This is a genomic window from Candidatus Pandoraea novymonadis (assembly GCF_003004665.1).
GTDB lineage: Bacteria > Pseudomonadota > Gammaproteobacteria > Burkholderiales > Burkholderiaceae > Pandoraea > Pandoraea novymonadis.
Map to the genome: position 1 here is coordinate 686430 of NZ_MUHY01000001.1, position 20210 is coordinate 706639.

Here is a 20210-nt window from a genome sequence, read left to right on the forward strand (position 1 = left end):
ACTGAAATTGTTCAATTATCAGAATAATTCATCGTTTAATTCGATAACAATTTTTAACGATTATCCATTACGTTACCAAACGTTTGTATTAATTTGGATACAAAGCCACCTAAAGCATGACCTTGCTCTTCGCACATAAAAAGTAATGACGCATACTCTCGTTCAAACCGTTTAATATTATATTGCTTCAACCGTTGGACGGCCTGGAGCGCATCATCATCACGACCTGCCAAAGCCAGCAAGATCGTATAACGCTTTATCATGCTTGGTCCCGCCCCGATTGACATCGCACGCCGATGAGCATCTAATTTTGCATTTAATGCATCACGATTTAGCACCAAGGCATGCGCCAAGGCGTAATCTCCATATGGGGAAAAAAAATAAGATGGATTCCGACGATATCTCTCGATCTGCCCAGCACAATAAGCAACTTCCACGCGTCGATAGTCCCGATATAGATAGACTAAAAAACCAATACCTGCGACAAAGATTAACATATTCAGAAAACCAACAGCCAGCGGTTTCATCCAAGGCAATGCACGTGTATCGGTAAGCCCGAGCAGAAACATCGATGGCATCAAAAAGAAAGCATAGTTTTGAGGATACTCCAAGAGCGCATGTATAAATAAGATTCCAAGTATGATGAATGCAAAGGCAGTTGGTGCTGATGTTTTTAAGCGCTTTACTGCCCGAACTACCCAAAGCAGCAACGGCAAAAATACTAAAATTGCACCGATCACCCCGCCCTTCGCAAACACATCGAACACGACATTGTGAGCATTGTCAGCCATTTCCACAGGACCAAGCTTGCCAGCCAACGCAAACTGTGCGTCCGCATAATTCACCCAACCAGCCCCCAAAAGCCAGTGATGTTGAAAAATTTTCCATCCATATCGCCAAAGATTTAGACGGCCACTTACCTGCCCAGCTTGTTGCAATCGATCAAACGCACTGCCCTCCAGCTGTAACTGGAGGGCTACATTAGCCCATTGAATCACTTCTGTGACAATGACCATTAAGGGTAGAATAGCAACGGGCACCCACCAACGTAGCAGCGAATGGTGCATTGAGTTACCCTCTACTCGTTCCAAGTACACCACCATCCATATTCCAGCAAGCGTCAACAATGTTAACTGTAACCAAGGCATACGCGATGCCGTCAAAACAATTCCAATATTAAGTATCACAGATAATAATAACCAGCACCAGCCGGACAACCGCCGTTGATACCAAAGATAAAATGCACCAGCAGTGGCTAAAGACAGATAAGTCGCCAAATGATTAGGCTGATACATATTTCCAAAAACTCTGCGAGCCATTTTGGTCGTATATTGAGCAAAAAGCCATGGCGCCGTGGCTTCAAGATGAAACACTTGCACTATCTGCACAATCACTGAGAAAATTCCCCCTAAAATTAGACTAGCAGCAGTCCAATACATAAAAGGATTGCACCATCCAAGTCGGGCGACCCAAAACCCGCTATTAATGGCAAGAAACATAGCGACGCCATACAAAATTGTGATTATTTCTAGCTCAGGCACATTCGTCCGCAGCCAGAGCATCTGTACCTCGATCAACCCCAAAAAACCAATAGGGAGCCACGCGATACTTGGTGTTTGAAGCTGTCTCGCATCCTGTCGCCAAACAGCGAACATTAAGAATCCAGCCAAAACAATAAACAATGAGAATGAAAAAGTTTCAGAGTAGAATGTAGGAATGGGATAGCTGTGGGGCACCAAATTGTAGGGTAACCCCCAAATCAAAAAGACAGTAAAGCCGCTTAAAAAAAAGCGTAAAGAAGTAAACAAGTTTATCTTCAGCTCTAATTAAGAAGCACTTCTTACGATGACATCACGACATTCGGTGGGCGCATACTTAGCTGGCAACGTCGCTTCTACAGGTGCCTGAAACTTGCCTTTTGCATAGCAAGTCCAAAAAATCTCACCATTGGGCACTTTTCTTAATGAAGAAAGCGTATGTTTTTCACCGCCGAGCAGCTGAACCATAGGTACTAGCACGATAGCACCATCACCTGCACGTTTCGTATAAACTATAGTGATGGCTCCACTGACATCATCAACGCTCAACTTTCTTACATTATCCGTCGGTTCTGGAATCACCCAACCATTTGCGAACGGTAAACCAAGCATAGCATTCTTATTAATCAAGGCTTTGGTACTCTCTGTAGCACCCAATCCCTCCAGTACGCGCGCGCGCGCCAAATAGTTTTGAAAATACGGCAAAGCAACTGTGATTAACACGCCAATAAGCGCGAGTACGATCATCAGACCAATGAGAGTAAAGCCCCTAGCTTTAGTGCCACAACCATATTGACCGCTGGTACCAGACATTGTGAACTCCTTTAGAAAAGAAGTAATGTAATGCGTAAAAAAATCGAAAACTATTAATAGCGCTGTTCAAGAAGAGGTTAATTGAAAGTATACCTGTCATAAACGTAGCGCGCCAACATTGCTTCAAATTAAAACCTCAAGAATACCTAATACTTAGCAAGTCTACCCGCTGATTCGACATGAGTCCAATGTGCGGCGCTACCGAAATGTCTTCGGAGTCCCTTCTTGACTAACTGTTATAAACCTTGGCTGATGCACTGGCCTGGTCTACCGGCTTCCATTTTTTAAGAATTATTCCAAATCCCATCATAAAAAGTGCTCCGAAAAACGCAGCTGCATAGTAGATTCTATCAGGATCGAATTGTAAATGCTCGGTAATACCCTTGTCCGTCACCCATAAGCCACCTGCAATCCAACCCATTAATACAGCACCACAGATCCGAACCAATGGAAAACGATCAAGTAACTTCATTACGATTTGGGAACCACAAACAATCAATGGAATCGAAATGAATAACCCAAAAATCACGAAAGGCATTCGATAATGAACGACAATCTCTTGCGTTGCTCCAGCGAGTGCAATAACGTTATCGACACTCATTACAAAATCGACGACGATGATACTTTTGAGTGCCACCCATAGCTTATCTGCAGGTTTAATATCATTAAAACCATCCTGGGATGATAAGATTTTTAGTCCGATCCAAAATAGCAGCAAACTACCAAACACCTTCAAGAACGGAATATTTAGCAACCTAAACGCAAAAAAAATCAAAATGACACGCAGCACAATTGCAGCAATGGCACCCAACAAGACCCCTTTTAGACGCTGTTTTTCGGGTAAATTACGACATAACAATGCAATCACGACCGCGTTATCTCCACTCAACAAGATGTCAATGATGGTAATTTTCAAGATTGTCATCCAATTGAGATTCTCTAACAATGAGGTCATGCCAAAGGCCTCTTCCAAAACACTCACCTTTCATTGGTAAAAAAACGCAACCACAAAACTGTAAAGGGAATCAAAACGGACATGCCGTCAGATTCCCTCTATTTTACCTTAGTGCACACGCCCAACTCGAGGACAAAGACACACATTCAATAACGAAAAGCGAACTCGCTATAATACCGACTTCAATAGACGAGCCATTTCTGATGGGTTCTTCGTAACTTTTATGCCACTGGCCTCCATTATTTCCAACTTTGCCTCTGCTGTATCAGCGCCCCCTGATATCAGAGCACCAGCATGACCCATACGTTTACCCGAAGGTGCTGTAACACCAGCTATAAATCCAATGACTGGTTTCTTCATATTGGCTTTAATCCAGCATGCAGCATTGGCTTCGTCCGGACCACCAATTTCGCCGATCATAATGACGGCATCCGTATCGGGATCGTCGTTGAACATCTTCATAACGTCAATATGCTTCAAACCATTGATCGGATCACCGCCGATACCAACAGCTGATGATTGACCCAAACCCAATGCAGTCAACTGTCCCACAGCTTCATACGTCAATGTGCCCGAACGAGAGACGACACCGATACGTCCTTTCTTGTGGATATGGCCCGGCATAATGCCAATCTTCAGCTCATCAGGTGTAATAACCCCCGGACAGTTAGGACCCAACAATAACGTCCTGCTACCACATTCCTTCATCTGTGCCTTTAATTCGATCATATCGCGTACAGGAATACCTTCCGTGATACAGATCACCAAGTCTAATTCAGCTTCGACAGCTTCCCAAATCGCAGCAGCAGCGCTTGCAGGCGGCACATAAATTACCGACACATTCGCACCAGTTTGATTCTTCGCATCTTTGACAGAACCAAAAATTGGAATACCCTCAAAGTTTTCTCCAGCTCGCTTCGGATTGACGCCGCCAACATAAGCATTCTTACCGTTTGCATACTCACGACACATACGAGTGTGAAACTGACCAGTCTTGCCAGTGATACCTTGAGTTATGACCTTTGTGTCTTTATTAATCAGAATCGACATTGATTGATTTCCCTCTTCCGGTTGCCGAAAAGCAAAAGGGCACAGAAAATAGCATAGCACCCTAACTACCACTTCAACATTTTTTTGTTAGTTGCCCTTGGCCGCGGTGACAACTTTCTGGGCGGCTTCTTCCATACTATCTGCAGCAATAATTGGCAAACCGGATTCTGCCAGCATTTTCTTACCCAAGTCTTCGTTGGTGCCCTTCATACGGACCACTAACGGAACCTTTAACGAGACAGCGTTCGAGGCCGCGATGACACCTTCTGCAATGACGTCACAGCGCATAATACCCCCGAATATATTGACAAGAATAGCTTTTAAACCCGGGTTCTTTAGCATAATCTTGAAAGCTTCAGTCACTTTCTCTGTCGTTGCACCACCGCCTACATCCAAGAAATTAGCAGGCTCGCCTCCGAACAGCTTAATGGTATCCATTGTAGCCATCGCCAAGCCTGCACCGTTAACTAAACAGCCAATATCACCTTCGAGCGAAATGTAAGCCAAATCAAACGTTGAAGCCTCCACTTCTGCCGGATCTTCTTCGTCCAAATCGCGATAAGCAAAAATTTCTGGATGGCGGAACAGTGCATTCGAATCGAAATTAAACTTAGCATCAAGAGCAGTAACCGTACCGTCACTAGAAACGTTTAATGGATTAATTTCTACCAAAGATGCATCAGTTTCCCAAAAGGCTTTGTACAAAGCCTTGAGAATTTCGCGGGCTTGAATTATGGAAGTATCAGGGACTCCAATCTTTTTGGCTAAATCATCAGCATCTAGATCCTGTATACCTTTCAGTGGATCAATAATTACCTTGTGGATCAATTCTGGATTTTTATCGGCAACTTCTTCAATATCCATTCCACCTTGGCTCGAGCCCATCAGCACAATCTTCTGCGATAATCGGTCTACGATGAGACCGACATAGAGCTCGTTCTTAATGTCCGCTCCTTCCTCAATCAACAGACGGTTTACTTTCTGACCTTCCGGCCCAGTCTGGTGCGTGACCAATTGCATGCCGAGAATCTCGTTAGCATATTCACGCACTTGTTCGATCGACTTTGCAACCTTCACACCACCGCCTTTACCACGGCCACCTGCGTGAATCTGGGCTTTGACAACCCAAACCGAACCGCGAAGTTCTTCAGCTGCCTTAACGGCTTCATCGACCGAAAATGCTGGAATGCCACGAGGCACCGCCACTCCAAATCTTCGGAGAATTTCCTTACCTTGATACTCATGAATCTTCATGCGTTATTTCCCTTCTTGCTAAATTGGAAGTGAATTCTAGTATGAAAAATAAGCGACATCGTAAGACGCTTTCATGAGGCCAACCTTGGCTTCATTCGATCGCTCGTCTTTACAACTATAGAAACTAGGTAAAAAACCGATGCAACGTTTCACCCACAAAACATCAATTAGATGTCGACAGTTACATCAAACATATTTGTGTTCAAATGAGGCATTTTGAACACCAGTCAACAAATGCATTTCTTGCACAATAACGAAAAACGTAGAGTTTCAATCATCGACGAAACCTTCACACTCAAAATCAGTAACGTCGATAGAACAACAGCGCGATCAGTCATAAGAAACGCAGACAACAGCGTTCGATTCCAACGCATGAAGCCGGCATCAGTTCATTCTAACATATAGAAGACGATTTGCTGATTCCCTTCAAGGCAATATCAATTAAAAACCGCTCTCACAAACCAAAAACTGCATCAGTAAGCAGTCTAGGACCATGCCTCATGGCATACGGAAAAAATGAAATTTATCAATTGGATATGCGAGCTACGACTCTTATATCACGAGAAATCATCTTCAAGAAAAACTACATCTCGCATAATTTTGGCAATCACCGAGTGAGAGAAACCTCGCCCAGCAAGAAATCGTATTTGACGCGACCGCGCTTTTGATGTTTTAGCTGAAGCCCCAAATTTTTTTAACCAAACAGCATGTGCGCGAATGAACTCAACTTGACGGAGCTCTTCAGTCAAGACGGATATGGTCGATGGGGCGACCTGATGTTGCTCAAGTTCAGCCAGAACATAAGCACCCCCCCATCCCGCCCGTCTGTGTAAAACACTCTGGACAAAACGATCCATTGACAAGAATTTATCTCGTTCAAGTAGATCAAGCAAATTATCTATTTCATCAAGATCTTTAGAAAAAAACATAAGCTTAGATCGAAGCTCAGAACGGCTGTATTCACGACGGGACAGATAATTGAGTGCACGCTCCTTGAGACTTAACTCAGTTTTTCGAGATTTACCAAATCGCTTATCAGCCACAAGTACAAACTGTATTTTGACGAGTTACCCTAGAAATAACATCAGGTCGAAGCGCACACACGGAGACCTCCGGAAACTGAACTGTAATGACTGTATGCACAGGATGCAATGCCCCATTCTGTGAATCGGGCATGATCACAATAGGGAATACCAATATTTATCCTTCTTCAACCCGATCGATTTTGATCGTTTCATTCATAGTAACCATACCCATGGAAGCACGAACTTTATTTTCAATTTCACGTGCCAAAGCCGAATTTTCACGCAAAAATTCACGAGCATTGTCCTTGCCTTGACCTATCTTTTCCTCTTTATAACTATACCAAGCACCGGCTTTCTCAATAAACTTCTTACTCACACCCAAATCGATGATCTCCCCTTCGCGAGAAATTCCCAATCCATAGAGAATATCGAAAATTGCCTCACGGAACGGCGGCGCAACTTTATTCTTGACAATCTTGACACGCGTCTCATTACCAATAACTTCATCACCCTTTTTAATGGAGCCAATCCGACGGATGTCTAAACGCACGGAGGCATAGAATTTCAGAGCATTACCCCCAGTAGTTGTTTCGGGATTGCCAAACATTACACCAATCTTCATACGAATCTGGTTAATAAAAATTACCATGCAATTGGTTCTCTTAATCGTCCCTGTCAACTTACGAAGTGCTTGAGACATAAGACGCGCTTGTAATCCCGGGAGCGAGTCGCCCATTTCACCTTCGATTTCTGCCTTTGGCACCAAGGCAGCAACTGAATCAATGACAATCAAGTCGATTGAGCCAGAACGCACAAGTGCATCAGCAATTTCCAGTGCCTGTTCACCTGTATCAGGTTGTGAAACCAATAGATCAGGCACCGAGATACCCAGCTTATCTGCATAGCCAACATCAAGGGCATGCTCAGCATCTATAAACGCACAAGTCCCACCCAACTTTTGCATCTCCGCGATCACCTGTAAAGTCAGTGTAGTTTTTCCTGACGACTCCGGCCCATAAATCTCGATGACACGTCCACGCGGCAAACCACCAACACCCAAGGCAATATCGAGCCCCAAAGAACCAGTAGAGACAACCTGTATGTTTCCCTCAACTTCTTTATCACCCATACGCATAATAGAGCCTTTGCCGAACTGCTTTTCGATCTGAGCAAGTGCGACAGCCAGTGCCTTACCTTTCTCAGCTGACAGGTTGGCAGAACCTTTCTTGCTTTCTTCCATGAATCGTCCTTTGATGTGATAGGCGAGATGGCCTGTACGAGGGGCTCCCTTATACTGTATAAAAAATCAGTATTTTTTTGCAAGCCCCTATTATTTTAATAAAGTGTCGATACGACATAAAATCCAAAAAATATCACTTTCTAACCCTTCCCTGTACTCATACATTCTGAAGACGCAAAATTCAATGTTTATGAATCAACTCATTGAATACAAGGAATCACATTGCCTTTTCATCTGAGACCTTCAATACAAAGAATCAACAGACACTCACCAGTCCAGGCTATCCCAACATTGAGGCTTGATCAGCCAAACTACACTCAGAATACGACGTCCTTGAACTCCATTGAAGTCTTATGTCAATGCGAAATAACCACTCAAAATCGCTCAACATTTACAATTTATCCAATAACATTACCCTATATCCAAACCTCACATCGCTATATGACAAAAAAATACAACAAAACACAACCTGCCCCATCCGTTGAATCGCCTTTCACCAATACAATACAGTTGCCCTCAGCACCAACCCAGTAAGCATACTCAATCCACAAAAAGCATGTCACCATGCAAATCATTAACATCTGAAGAAAGCAAAATATACAAAGTATATTGACACTTACATAGCTCTCAATTATAGTCATCAAGATGGCGAATTAGCTCAGTTGGTTAGAGCGACGGAATCATAATCCGCAGGTCCGGGGTTCGAGTCCCTGATTCGCCACCAGGTTTAAAACTGTCAACGACGATTATAGTTGTAAATTTAAATAAGCTGAGAGTAGAGTGGTTGTTGAATACTTAAGCAATTTTTCATTTATTTAGAATGAAAAATTGCTCTGAAAAACTGACTGCTTTTGCGAGATAGCAAGAACCTAACTTGTACTAGTACTTGCAATAGAGCTTCATTCCAAGCACTCTGTCATATATATTGCACCCTTAACAAGGGATTCTCTTTTATTAAATGATATATCTCTCTTACTCATCAGGAAAAATTCTGGTAGGCAATTTGTCTCTTCATTCAAATCTCGAAATAATCACTCACTTAAAGCAAGTGATCGATGATCAGAACGTCAAAAAAAGAGCAGATTTAGGACTTAACCGGATCACTTGATATTGGGGATTCATCTGTTCGATAGCGCATCAGTATAACTACTAATGCCCCCCTTTTAATGAAATGTGCAGTGAAAAACCTGACGTTCGAAGTGATTCTATATGGGCTTGTATGCAAACTAACGCTTCTCTTCTATGAATGATGCACGCTTGGTAAAAGCGAAAACACGAAAACTCACGCATTGCGATCCCAAAAATTCAGAAGCCTGATTTGTATCAAAAAAATATTGGTCACGAACAACCACCAACACTGAAAAGTTCTGAATAGCACTTTTACTACATACCCTTATAGTGACCAAGTAGCCTAATTTTCAACTCCCTGAGACAATCACTTTGCCGACACCCGTCATCTCTGAATTCTCTCTGATCAATCAATTCTTTACCAATGCCACTCAACTAAGAAAGCATGTAGCACTCGGCATTGGCGACGACTGCGCCTTACTTCAACTCACCGATGACGAGCAACTCGCAATCTCAACCGACATGCTTGTCGAAGGACAACATTTTTTCCCGGATGTCGATCCCCATGCACTCGGCCACAAAACGTTAGCCGTCAACCTCTCCGATATTGCAGCAATGGGTGCTCGGCCACTAGGCTTTACTCTAGCACTCTCGTTACCAGACAGCAATCCTTCATGGTTACAGCCCTTTTCTGAAGGACTTTCTGCCTTAGCTAATAATTACAGCTGTCCGCTCATCGGTGGAGATACAACGCGCGGTCCACGAAACTTATGCATCACCATCTTCGGCGCTGTACCAGAGAAATACGCCCTACGTCGAGATGCAGCAAAAGCTGGGGACGACATTTGGATCTCAGGAAAACTCGGCGATGCTAGACTAGCTTTAGGATGCTTACGTGGCGAATGGCCGCTTGATCCTGCGGCACTTGCACAAACTCGGCGAGCACTCGAGTGGCCAGAGCCCCGTATATCGCTAGGCTTGGCGTTACGTGGTATCGCACATGCTGCCATCGACATTTCTGACGGTTTATTGGACAGTCTCCAACATATCTTAGAACAATCAGGATTAGCCCTCCGTATCAATGTCGACGCCATACCGCGTTCAACATGGCTATCCACACAGCCACTACCTATACAACGGCAATGTACGTTAACGGGGGGCGACGATTATGAAATTTGTTTCTGCGCGCCACCATCACAACGTCTTCAAATTAAAAAAATCTCAGAAAATCTGAATCTCTCGGCAACGCGCATTGGTAAAATGACATTATGTGACACAGATCATCCATCGATCGTACTGCATGATCGTGCTTTTAACATTATCGAAATTGATTTCAAATGCTTCGATCATTTTTCTAATGAGTACTAAACAACCAACCGCCGATCGCACGGAAAGTCAACGTACACCTAATACAGGTTTTCTTCTGTCACATCCCGCCCATCTCTTTTCCCTTGGTTTTGGGTCTGGCCTTTCTCCGCTCGCCCCCGGTACTGCTGGTACGGCATTTAGCTGGATATCATACCTCGTTCTCAATCAATATTTGACGACAAGTGGTTGGTTTATTTTAATCGGAGTTGGATTCCTCTCTGGCATTTGGCTATGTGGATTTACAGCTCAAAAATTGAGTATTGCTGACCCTAAATCCATCGTTTGGGACGAAATCATTGCATTTTGGGCTATACTTTTATTAATTACTCCCACCAGTTTCACACGCCAGTTTTTCGCCTTTCTTATTTTTCGATTTTTTGATGTAGTTAAACCACCCCCTATCCGGTATTTCGATCGCACCGTAAAAGGTGGTTTTGGAATTATGCTTGATGACATCATCGCCGCATTTTGTACACTGTTTATCATTGCCATGTGCCATTCTATCTAATTCATTCACAGAGAATGGGGCACCGCACACTAACCCACTGAGCAATACACTGGAGCTTTGAAGTCTCATCGTACAAAACTTTCATATAACTTCAAAGTTGAAAATTCTCCTCAGGTAACGTGTCCACCAAATGGATACGTCCCATAAAAATCAGTAGATTAATATAATACACTTGCAACCGTCGTATCTCATCTCTGGTCAAAACCAGTACTTGAATCGCACACTCTCGAATAAAATAGGTCCTACAGGCAAGTAGCATATTCTAGAACTTATAAGTACTCTTCTACATCCGCATCCGAACTACTATCATCTCTACGTATATCAGAAAGTGTCTTTCATCACCATACTCGACGTTCGTTAATTGCATCGCGCGTTTTCTTGGCCACCTCAGCCGCTGCGGTAGCAAACTGATCATCGTTTCCAGCATAGATAATCGCACGCGAGGAATTGATTATCATACCAGTGCCATTGGTGGTACAGCCAGCGGTGACCGTCGATGCAATATCCCCACCCTGAGCTCCAATTCCGGGCACCAGTAATGGCATATCACCAACAATACTACGCACCGTCGCAATTTCGGATGGGAAAGTTGCACCAACGACGAGACCTATCTGACCACTGGTATTCCATACCCCAGCAGCCAATCGCGCCACTGTCTGATACAGTCGTTCCCCGTTAAAATCGAGAAATTGCAAATCACTGCCACCTGGATTCGAGGTGCGGCATAGCACAATCACACCCTTATCTTGATATTCTAGATAAGGCGTAATCGAGTCCAAACCCATGTACGGATTGACAGTCACTGCGTATGCACGATAACGCTCGAACGCTTCCTTTGCATATTGTTCTGCCGTACTGCCAATATCTCCGCGCTTTGCATCAAGAATGACTGGCAATCCGGGATAATGTACGTCAATATACTTAATCAAAGCTTCGAGTTGATCCTCTGCCCGATGTGCTGAAAAATAGGCGATCTGCGGCTTAAAAGCACATACAAAAGGCGCTGTCGCGTCAACGATCTCTCGGCAAAATTCAAAAAACGCATCATCACGGCCTTGTAAATGCGGAGGCAACTTACTAAACTCTGGATCAAGACCAACGCATAATAGCGATTTTCGACTGGTCCAAGCAGCGTTCAAATAGTCGATGAAAGTCATGGTGGAATGTATAGGATACTAATTACCGCTTTCCAGTAATCCCCCACTCATAGCGGGGAGCCTATATTGTAGAACATTCAGGAGTCACTCCAACCAACCTCGATGACGGAAATATAAAAATGGGGCGATCGCAGACAGAATCATTAAAATAATTGCAAAAGGATAACCCACAGTCCAGTCCAATTCAGGCATTACCTTAAAATTCATCCCATAAATACTTGCGATCAATGTTGGCGGCAAAAAAGCAACAGCTGCGACCGAGAAAATTTTGATGATTTTGTTCTGATTAATATTAATGAAACCAATCGTTGCATCCATCAGAAAATTAATCTTATCAAACAAATAAGCGGTATGATTGTCGAGCGACTCTATATCACGCAAAATTTGTTTACCTTCTTGGTATTGTTCATCCTTTAGCATGCGTGTTCGCATTAGAAACGATAGCGCACGACGAGTATCCATCACATTGCGGCGAATACGTCCATTCAAGTCCTCCTCGACAGCTATACTCTCCAACGCTCTCGCAGCATCCGCATCACTCAAGTTCTTCCCCAACACCCATTTACTGACAGACTCAAGAGCTGCATAAACACTTTCAAGTGCATCTGCTGAATACTCGGCATCAGTTGAATATAAATCAAGCAACACATCCATCGCGTCACTCAATGAACCTGGACGAATGCGAGCACGCATACGCACTAACCGAAATACAGGTAAATCTTCATCATGCACAGAGATGAGGAGATCTTTCACGACGACAAAAGCTACAGGCACGTTGCGTGAAACTTCATCTTCATCAAGCAAAAAATCTGTACGAATATTCAATACACCACCGTCATCCTCGTAATAACGAGCTGATGCTTCGATATCTGTAAGCTCCTCACGCGTTGGCAATCGCACACCATAGCGTTGCTCCACCCAACGGCGCTCTTCGAGAGTCTGTCCATGCAAATCCACCCAAACGGGCAAAACCTTTTCAAGGTCATTTGGATGATCAACCGACACCTGTTGTAACCGACCGTTATCAATGACAAAAGCATTAATCAAGCGCATCTCCCTTGAGTCCGCGCATTAGTATGACAAGGAATAGGCGAAGCGCGGCGTTGCGCAAGTTTAACAGCACCTTGGTGCGATACCAATACTTCGAGCTCGAGAAGCCTAATAGTAAAATCAGTAGCACATTCTATACCTCTCTCGGAGAACAGACTGCCGGAGACATGCGAAGCTAAAACAGCTTGCCTCTTATTCTTTTAAAAAGCGAGCTATGTTGATAGAAATATTGTTTCACAATCATCTAAATTCAAAAATGTCCGCTTCTTTACATAAATTTGAAATATCGCCCTTTTCCTCCAAGGACCCGCCGTGGATGTAATATGATTTCAGATGGTATGCAATTCTGTCCTGAGATATTTCTCTCGCACAACAAAACCTTCACGGCAAGTCAAATCACCGAAATCGCTTTACCGAAAGTATTCTTGTGTACGTATAAACGATATTACGTGAAGACGCGAAATGTGTGCTCAAAATGATTCTCAGGAACATTATTCGTAGACTCTCATGTAAGTAAAAACTCGCTAAAGAACAATATAGACCGGAGCATTCACCCTACATACGCAACACGTGCATGAATGATTAGCCAAGTGCAAGCATGCACCGAAATAGTAAGAAAATTACTAATGAACGATCGTTACAAAATGCTTTTTATTTCACAGAGAGACGAATACGTAAAGCGGCCAAAATCGTTGCTGTATCAGGACGTACCCCACGCCAAAAAGCAAAAGTCTCTGCCGCTTGCTCGACTAACATACCAAGGCCATCAACTACACGTATACCATTCCTTTCCAGCTGCCTCATGAAGACGGTCGGTTGAGAACCATACATCATATCGTAAGCAAGTGCAGATTTTTCAAATACTGCCTCATTGAGCAAGGGCACCTCACCATGCAAGCTAGCAGAAGTAGCATTAATCACAAAATCAAATCCGTTCGGAACCGCATCCCAGCCACCACCACTCAGCGCAACACCATACGATTCCCCAAGCGGCTTAAAATGCTCTATAAGGTTGATTGCCCGCTCAGGTGTTCGATTAGCGACAAATAGAAATGCAGGTCTAACGGACAAAATCGGCAGTATGGCACCACGCGCGGCACCACCAGCACCAAGCAACAACACACGGCGGCCACGCAGCGATAAGCCAAGGTTTCGCTCGATATCAGTGACAAGGCCCATGCCATCAGTATTATCACCCACGATCTCTTCATCAAAAAATTGTAGAGTATTGACTGCCCCCGCAGACTGCGCCCGCTCTGTCAAACGAGTAGCCACTCTATAACCCTCCAACTTAAAAGGCAACGTTACATTCGCCCCACATCCCCCCAACGCGATAAAGGCTCTCACAGTGGACTCAAATCCATCGAGAGGTGCCAATAAACGCTCATAGGTCAAGCATTGCCCAGTTAAACGGGCGAACTCACTGTGAATATAGGGCGATTGACTATGCTCAATCGGATTGCCAATCACTACATAACGATCAACCAAAACATAACCTTTCGCTTGCGGCGTAGTTTGTATAAAAAATTCTTCGATTCTCAGAAAACTTCATAAATCCTAAATAGAGAAGAGCAGGCACATAACGAGATGACGCAACATTAGGATCTGAGGAAAATGATCATCACCGAAACGGTGTCCCATTCGCTTAGTGACTTAGACAGGAAACACTATTGTTACACTCACCTCGCGTGCAAAAACCGTAACTAGACTCAACCACATCCACCGATGACTCATGCCAGCCCCGTGCTGATTTTCTTTAACAACAACGGCGCCAAACAGCAGGTCATTGGCACTACGTAAACGAAACACCAATAATGTAACAAAGTCCCATTTCAGCGAAACGCTATACACGACAAACAGGAACCTTTCCCAACAGTGAACCTCAACGGGCCACTACGATATCAGCTACTGGTACCTCAGCCGCTTTTATCCCCGCAATCGGCGATATCGCCTCATCGCCGATACCGTTGTCCGAGACAATGTCATCACTATGGCTAACATCAGCCAAAATCTCCTGAGTAACTCCAAGCACCTTTGCCACACGTAAAGACACCGTCAACGTTACGACATCGAGTGTTATCACGTCGAGTAGAATCTGTGTTCCGCGCGCATGAGTGCCGAGCCCAGGCGCGACAACCGTCAACGGAATCTCATTCAAACGTACTACATCACCTTTTAGAACACTGGCTTGGACCTGTGTCTTATTTTCCTGCATAAGCCAACGTAAGCACCAGTAACGCTCCATGCGACTCTGATACTCTCCATACATCGCATATGCAGCTTCAAAGCTCGATACGGTGGCATACAAATCCGCATCCTTCTGCTTAAATGGTGCAGCCAGCTTTGCGGTCACGCCATGACGTGCGCAAGCTAGCAACTGCCATTGATTGACTAAGTCAACATAACGCCGTAATGGCGAAGTGCTCCAGGCATACTGCTCCACGCCAAGTCCTTCATGCGGAGCCGGCACAATTTGCATACGAGTTCGGTTTACACCGTAGGCACGCTGCACACGATAAATGCCAGGGACGCCACATTCAGCGAGCAACTTTCCCCATGTGCTGTTCGCAAGAATTGCCATTTCTGCAACAATCAAATCAAGTGGAGCACCTCGCGTACGCGGCTCAATCGAAACATTATCACCCGCGATATAAAAGTTAAAGTCTAACTTGTTATTGACTTCTGGACGCAAACCAGATTTGGCTCTCGCTACCTGACGTTTAGAATATAAAGCCTGCGCAAAATGCCATAACACACCAAGTTCATTCTTATGTAAATAGTTGCCTGTGCCATCTGCCAATGTCTCAGCAGTCACGATAGCATCGAGTTCATTGTGACGCAGGTTAGCGGAAATCTGCACTTGCTCGGCACGTGTCTCTGTCGCTACGGATTCGTAAGTCTCCGCATCAATGATTACATAGAGTGACAGAGCAGGGCGAGGAGCACCCTGCTTCAAGGTATACAAATCGACCACAGCATCAGGAAGCATGGTAATTTTTTCACCCGGGGCATAAACTGTCGACATACGCTCACGTGCGATTGAGTCGATCACGTCACCACGTCTGATGCCAAGCGCCGGAGCCGCAATATGAATACCAACACGCAATAGGCCATCCGGCAATACTTTAACAGACAAAGCATCATCGATTTCCGTTGTGCTTATATCGTCAATTGAGAATGCTTCAACGTCGGCAAGTGGCAAATTTTCGTCAGGCAACGACACTGGTCCAATATCTGGGAAACCCTTCCCTCTTGGGAAATGCTCGTACAGGAACCCCGTCTCATGAAACGCACGCGGCGATGAAATACCACCGCAAGCAATCATAATCTCTGCCGCCGTCTTTCCAGTAGTGAATGCAGCAACATCTAATGCCTTCGATTCAATAGTGTTTTTGTCTGGTCTGAACAGCAGCTGCAACTCTAGGCCTTTGAAGGCATCAGGCAAATGACCGGCAACCAGCTGTTCAACATAGTCCGTTTGCAACATGGCTTGTTGTTTCTTACGTTCTATTCCCTCTAACGCCGCCTGCAATTGTTCCTCTGGCGCCCGCTGATACTGCCCAGCACCTTTACGACGAAAATAAATGGGTGATGCTTGCAGTACAAGTGCCAAGGCGGCCTGCTGCGAGACACTGACCCCACAGCCAAAATACTCGGCAGCCAAGGTGATAAAAGAAAATCCCTCTGCCGGCGCGCACTCCCACAAAAATTGCAAGTCAATATCACGCGCGAAGGCATCAGCCTGCTTCACAAGATCAAGAGGGCTGGGCAATTCAAAACTTAACAGGATATCACGGCTCTTGATTTTACAGCGCCGACCCCCAGGCAACTCGACCTGATACGATTGACCTTGCTGGGATAAAATTGTACCTGCTTTAAAGCAGCCAGATTCTTGAAAAAAAACGTTCATGAAACTACCATTGTCCACACGGGACCCACATTGTAAACCGGTCACGTACGCCGGAGCTTTCATTGGAAAATTCAAATCACCTAAAATTCAGGGGTTATATTGTAAACACCAGCAAACTTGAGCACATCGTCAAGATACTTCGAAAAATCTGAAATTCCATGGTCGCTACCTTCGATCAACGTAAGCTTTGCTCTTGAGTATTTTTCTACCATATCGCGATAATTAAGAGTTTCGTCACCCGTCGTCGCAATCAAGTAGTATCGCTCAGGATTTGTGATGACCGGGACTTCAAGCGCACAGAGCTCATCTAAATGATGCGGTTCAAAGACGATTGTTCGACCACCATGCCAAAGCTGCTGCTCACCCAACCATTTACCTAAATCTCGGTACGGTTGCGTGACTGGATTAAGCAAAACAGCCCTGCAACCAAAATATTCTGCAAGATAGGTCGCATAAAATCCACCAAGCGAACTGCCTACGAGAGTAAGATCATCCCATGCAATACCAACCAATAGACGTTTCACATCGATGATGCTCGCAGTAGGAGAAAGTGGCAACTGCGGACAAATCCATTGATGACCTCGCATTAATTTATGCATACGCACAGCCATCATCTGAGCTTTGAATGACTGTGGTGAAGATAAGAAACCATGTAAATATAAAATCATACTGAATGTCGTTACTTAATTCTGTCCAACAACAAGGGCATCAAGCAATTTTTGGTGAATCCCACCGAAACTGCCATTACTAATAACCACCACCTGATCAAACGGCTGCACAACAGCTACGATAGCACGGACCAATCCATCAATATCATTGTGTACTTGTGCACGATCCCCCAATGGAGAAAAAGCTTTGACTACATCCCAGCTGAGGATATCTTTCCCTGCAAGTGCCTCGTAAACAAATACGAGATCAGCATCAGCCAAGCTAGCAGCAAGCTGTACTTTCATCATTCCAAGCTTCATCGTGTTGGAACGCGGCTCCAACACAGCCAATATACGCGCGGCCTGACCCACACATTTACGCAAACCAGCCAAAATATTCCGAATCGCCGTTGGATGATGTGCGAAATCATCAAATACCGTTACACCATTGACCGTGCCACATCTTTCCATACGACGCTTGACATTCTGAAACTTCTCCAGCGATGCCACCGCCAGCTGCGGTTTCACTCCAACGTGATGGGCTGCAGCAATAGCAGCTAAAGCATTGAGTTGATTATGCTCGCCATGCAAACCCCATTTCACTTGACCGACGATCTTCAATCCTTTTCGTACCCAAAAAGCTTCCTCTCCAGGTGTGGCAGATACCATCCCCTCATCTACGTGCCAACTATCAGAAACACCAAAATACTCAACCGTACTCCAACAACCTCTTTCAAGTACACGCTGAAGGCCAGTTTCCCGACCATTTAAGACTAAACGACCTTGACTAGGCACTGTACGAATCAGATTATGAAATTGCATCTCGATCGCCATCAAATCCGAGAAAATATCAGCATGATCATACTCAAGGTTATTCAAAATCAGCGTACGAGGTCGATAATGGACAAATTTCGATCGTTTATCAAAAAACGCCGTATCATACTCATCCGCTTCGATGACAAAGAAATCACTGTCTGTAAGACGCGCGGAAATATTAAAGTTAATGGGCACACCGCCAATCAGGAAACCTGGGTTATATCCCGTATCTTCCAAAATCCAAGATAGCATGGACGTAGTCGTGGTTTTGCCATGTGTACCAGCGACCGCTAACACCCATTTTTTGCAGAGCACATATTCACCCAGCCATTGAGGACCAGACATATAAGGTAAATTCCGGTTCAAAATCTCTTCCATCAAAGGATTACCACGCGAAATAACATTGCCGATCACAAACATGTCTGGAGCTAATAACACCTGTTTTGCATCAAAACCATCAATCAGACTGATTCCCTGCATTTCTAGCTGCGTACTCATGGGCGGGTAAACATTGACATCACAACCAGTGACCGTATAGCCAGCTTCTCGCGCAAGTACTGCCAAACCACCCATGAATGTGCCACAAATACCAAGTATATGAATATGCATATTAGGAGTTACGTCAATCAACTGCGATAGTTAAAGATGTCAATTCATTCTACTCGACCTATCTAAACAAGAGTGAGCGCCGCCAAATTTTCTCTCTACCGCTCAACTGCTCAATGAAATCACAAAAACCAGATCTTCAAATCAGCACCCAGAAAACGCTTAGCAAAAATATCATTACCAAATGAGATTCGATCACAAGCGCAATAAGCGGAACACAAATTGACAATAAAATCTCCATCGCCAATACAATTTCCTATTCACATAAATAGAGGTCAAAATGATGGGAATATTTAGCAAAAAATAAATCAGTTGTATGCGAAGAACAACATTTATAGACGGCGCTGCAGACACACATCTCCACCTTTATCTTCACGACCCGTAACCCACAAAATATTAACGCTGATCGATTCAACAGTAACATCATAGATATTATTGCTTATTGGCACCAAGAGACTTATAGACTAACGAAAGGAGTAAAAAGCTATTTCTTACCATCAATGCCTCCTCCAATTTTATTGAAAAGAATTTTTTATAACTTTCCTTTCCAGTTCATTCTACATTCATGAAAAAAAAAATCCTTATCCTGGTAATCCTAACGCTCATAGCAGGGAGTGCAGGATTTTATTTTAGTCACTCACAGCGAGTCCTTAAAATTGACGGCGATGCTGCTGTTAAGCAACTTCTAAAAATCCAATTTCCAGATCTAAATGGAACTAACCAGCCTATTTCACAATGGCATGGGAAAATATTGGTGATTAACTTTTGGGCACCCTGGTGCAGTCCTTGCGTTGCAGAAATGTCCACCCTTAATAAGTTATCTCATGAATTTCAAGATAAAAACGTACAATTTATTGGTATTGGCATCGATTCAGCAACAAATATATTGAATTTTTTAAAAAAAGTACGTGTCGATTATCCATTGCTTGTCGCTGGTTATATAGGTATTGATTTAGCACGCACCTTCGGTAACACGACGAGTAAGCTACCGTTTACAGCAGTTATTGATATTTCAAACAATCTTCATACAAAAAAAATAGGTCAGATTTCGGAAGATGAACTTCGTGCCATACTCAATAGCCTTGCAAACGCTATTGACCAAGCAAAATGAGGCATATTCCATGCAAGGCTAACATGGTTAGTATAGACACCACAGAAAGAGGAGCACTAATCGTCCCACTAGACAAAATTCGTCAACTATCGTT

General features: G+C 44.1%; 17 protein-coding genes and 1 tRNA gene. 4 read left to right on the forward strand and 14 right to left on the reverse strand.

Going from position 1 to position 20210, the window contains the following annotated elements; translation table 11 throughout:
- Window positions 1–53: 53 nt before the first annotated feature.
- From BZL35_RS02885 to recA, 8 genes are all read right to left on the reverse strand, one after another.
- Window positions 54–1655, reverse strand: a complete 1602-nt coding sequence (locus tag BZL35_RS02885; RefSeq protein ID WP_106182679.1) for a PglL family O-oligosaccharyltransferase — start codon at window positions 1653–1655, stop codon at window positions 54–56.
- Between the two features lie 171 nt (window positions 1656–1826).
- The gene (locus tag BZL35_RS02890) at window positions 1827–2351 is read right to left on the reverse strand and encodes a pilin (RefSeq protein WP_106182680.1); all 525 of its coding nucleotides are present in this window, start codon (window positions 2349–2351) and stop codon (window positions 1827–1829) included.
- 229 nt (window positions 2352–2580) lie between these two features.
- Entirely contained in the window at window positions 2581–3306 is a 726-nt protein-coding gene (locus BZL35_RS02895) for a TerC family protein (protein WP_106182681.1), read from the reverse strand.
- A 168-nt stretch (window positions 3307–3474) separates the two neighbouring features.
- Window positions 3475–4356, reverse strand: a complete 882-nt coding sequence (gene sucD, locus BZL35_RS02900; protein ID WP_106182682.1) for a succinate--CoA ligase subunit alpha — start codon at window positions 4354–4356, stop codon at window positions 3475–3477.
- Window positions 4357–4443: 87 nt separating this feature from the next.
- Window positions 4444–5610, reverse strand: a complete 1167-nt coding sequence (gene sucC / locus BZL35_RS02905; protein ID WP_106182683.1) for an ADP-forming succinate--CoA ligase subunit beta — start codon at window positions 5608–5610, stop codon at window positions 4444–4446.
- 557 nt (window positions 5611–6167) lie between these two features.
- The gene (recX, locus tag BZL35_RS02910; RefSeq protein ID WP_181276535.1) at window positions 6168–6653 is read right to left on the reverse strand and encodes a recombination regulator RecX; all 486 of its coding nucleotides are present in this window, start codon (window positions 6651–6653) and stop codon (window positions 6168–6170) included.
- Window positions 6646–6786: a hypothetical protein gene (locus BZL35_RS05020; RefSeq protein ID WP_181276536.1), complete on the reverse strand. Its 141-nt coding sequence runs from the start codon at window positions 6784–6786 to the stop codon at window positions 6646–6648. Before BZL35_RS05020 ends, recX begins: the two co-directional genes overlap by 8 nt.
- Before the next feature lie 24 nt (window positions 6787–6810).
- A complete protein-coding gene (recA, locus tag BZL35_RS02915; protein ID WP_106182685.1) occupies window positions 6811–7875 on the reverse strand; it encodes a recombinase RecA in 1065 nt (354 codons plus the stop codon).
- A 647-nt stretch (window positions 7876–8522) separates the two neighbouring features.
- Between recA and BZL35_RS02920 the strand changes: the two genes are divergently transcribed.
- The 3 genes from BZL35_RS02920 (at window position 8523) to BZL35_RS02930 (ending at window position 10819) form a co-directional block, all read left to right on the forward strand.
- A tRNA-Met gene (locus BZL35_RS02920) sits at window positions 8523–8599 on the forward strand.
- A gap of 716 nt (window positions 8600–9315) precedes the next feature.
- Window positions 9316–10311, forward strand: coding sequence for a thiamine-phosphate kinase (gene thiL, locus BZL35_RS02925; RefSeq protein ID WP_106182686.1), 996 nt, complete (start codon window positions 9316–9318; stop codon window positions 10309–10311).
- On the forward strand, window positions 10301–10819 hold the full coding sequence (locus tag BZL35_RS02930) for a phosphatidylglycerophosphatase A family protein (RefSeq protein WP_106182687.1): 519 nt from the start codon (window positions 10301–10303) through the stop codon (window positions 10817–10819). The genes thiL and BZL35_RS02930 overlap by 11 nt, the downstream gene beginning before the upstream one ends.
- Window positions 10820–11157: 338 nt before the next feature.
- On the opposite strand, the gene pyrF is transcribed toward BZL35_RS02930, so the two are convergent.
- From pyrF to mpl, 6 genes are all read right to left on the reverse strand, one after another.
- Entirely contained in the window at window positions 11158–11988 is an 831-nt protein-coding gene (gene pyrF / locus BZL35_RS02935; protein ID WP_181276548.1) for an orotidine-5'-phosphate decarboxylase, read from the reverse strand.
- A gap of 72 nt (window positions 11989–12060) precedes the next feature.
- The gene (gene corA, locus BZL35_RS02940) at window positions 12061–13023 is read right to left on the reverse strand and encodes a magnesium/cobalt transporter CorA (protein ID WP_106182873.1); all 963 of its coding nucleotides are present in this window, start codon (window positions 13021–13023) and stop codon (window positions 12061–12063) included.
- A gap of 654 nt (window positions 13024–13677) precedes the next feature.
- Window positions 13678–14514 (reverse strand): shikimate dehydrogenase, encoded by an 837-nt coding sequence (aroE, locus tag BZL35_RS02945; RefSeq protein WP_245916326.1) that lies wholly within the window; start codon window positions 14512–14514, stop codon window positions 13678–13680.
- A gap of 394 nt (window positions 14515–14908) precedes the next feature.
- Window positions 14909–16936 (reverse strand): ribonuclease catalytic domain-containing protein, encoded by a 2028-nt coding sequence (locus BZL35_RS02950; protein WP_106182874.1) that lies wholly within the window; start codon window positions 16934–16936, stop codon window positions 14909–14911.
- Window positions 16937–17016: 80 nt separating this feature from the next.
- Window positions 17017–17604, reverse strand: a complete 588-nt coding sequence (locus tag BZL35_RS02955) for a YqiA/YcfP family alpha/beta fold hydrolase (protein ID WP_106182690.1) — start codon at window positions 17602–17604, stop codon at window positions 17017–17019.
- A gap of 15 nt (window positions 17605–17619) precedes the next feature.
- Window positions 17620–19008 carry a UDP-N-acetylmuramate:L-alanyl-gamma-D-glutamyl-meso-diaminopimelate ligase gene (mpl, locus tag BZL35_RS02960; RefSeq protein WP_106182691.1) on the reverse strand — a complete coding sequence of 463 codons (1389 nt, stop codon included), beginning with the start codon at window positions 19006–19008 and terminating at the stop codon, window positions 17620–17622.
- A 562-nt stretch (window positions 19009–19570) separates the two neighbouring features.
- On the opposite strand from mpl, the gene BZL35_RS02965 reads away from it, so the two are divergent.
- Complete coding sequence (locus tag BZL35_RS02965) at window positions 19571–20116, forward strand: TlpA family protein disulfide reductase (protein WP_106182692.1); 546 nt, start codon at window positions 19571–19573, stop codon at window positions 20114–20116.
- Window positions 20117–20210: the final 94 nt, after the last annotated feature.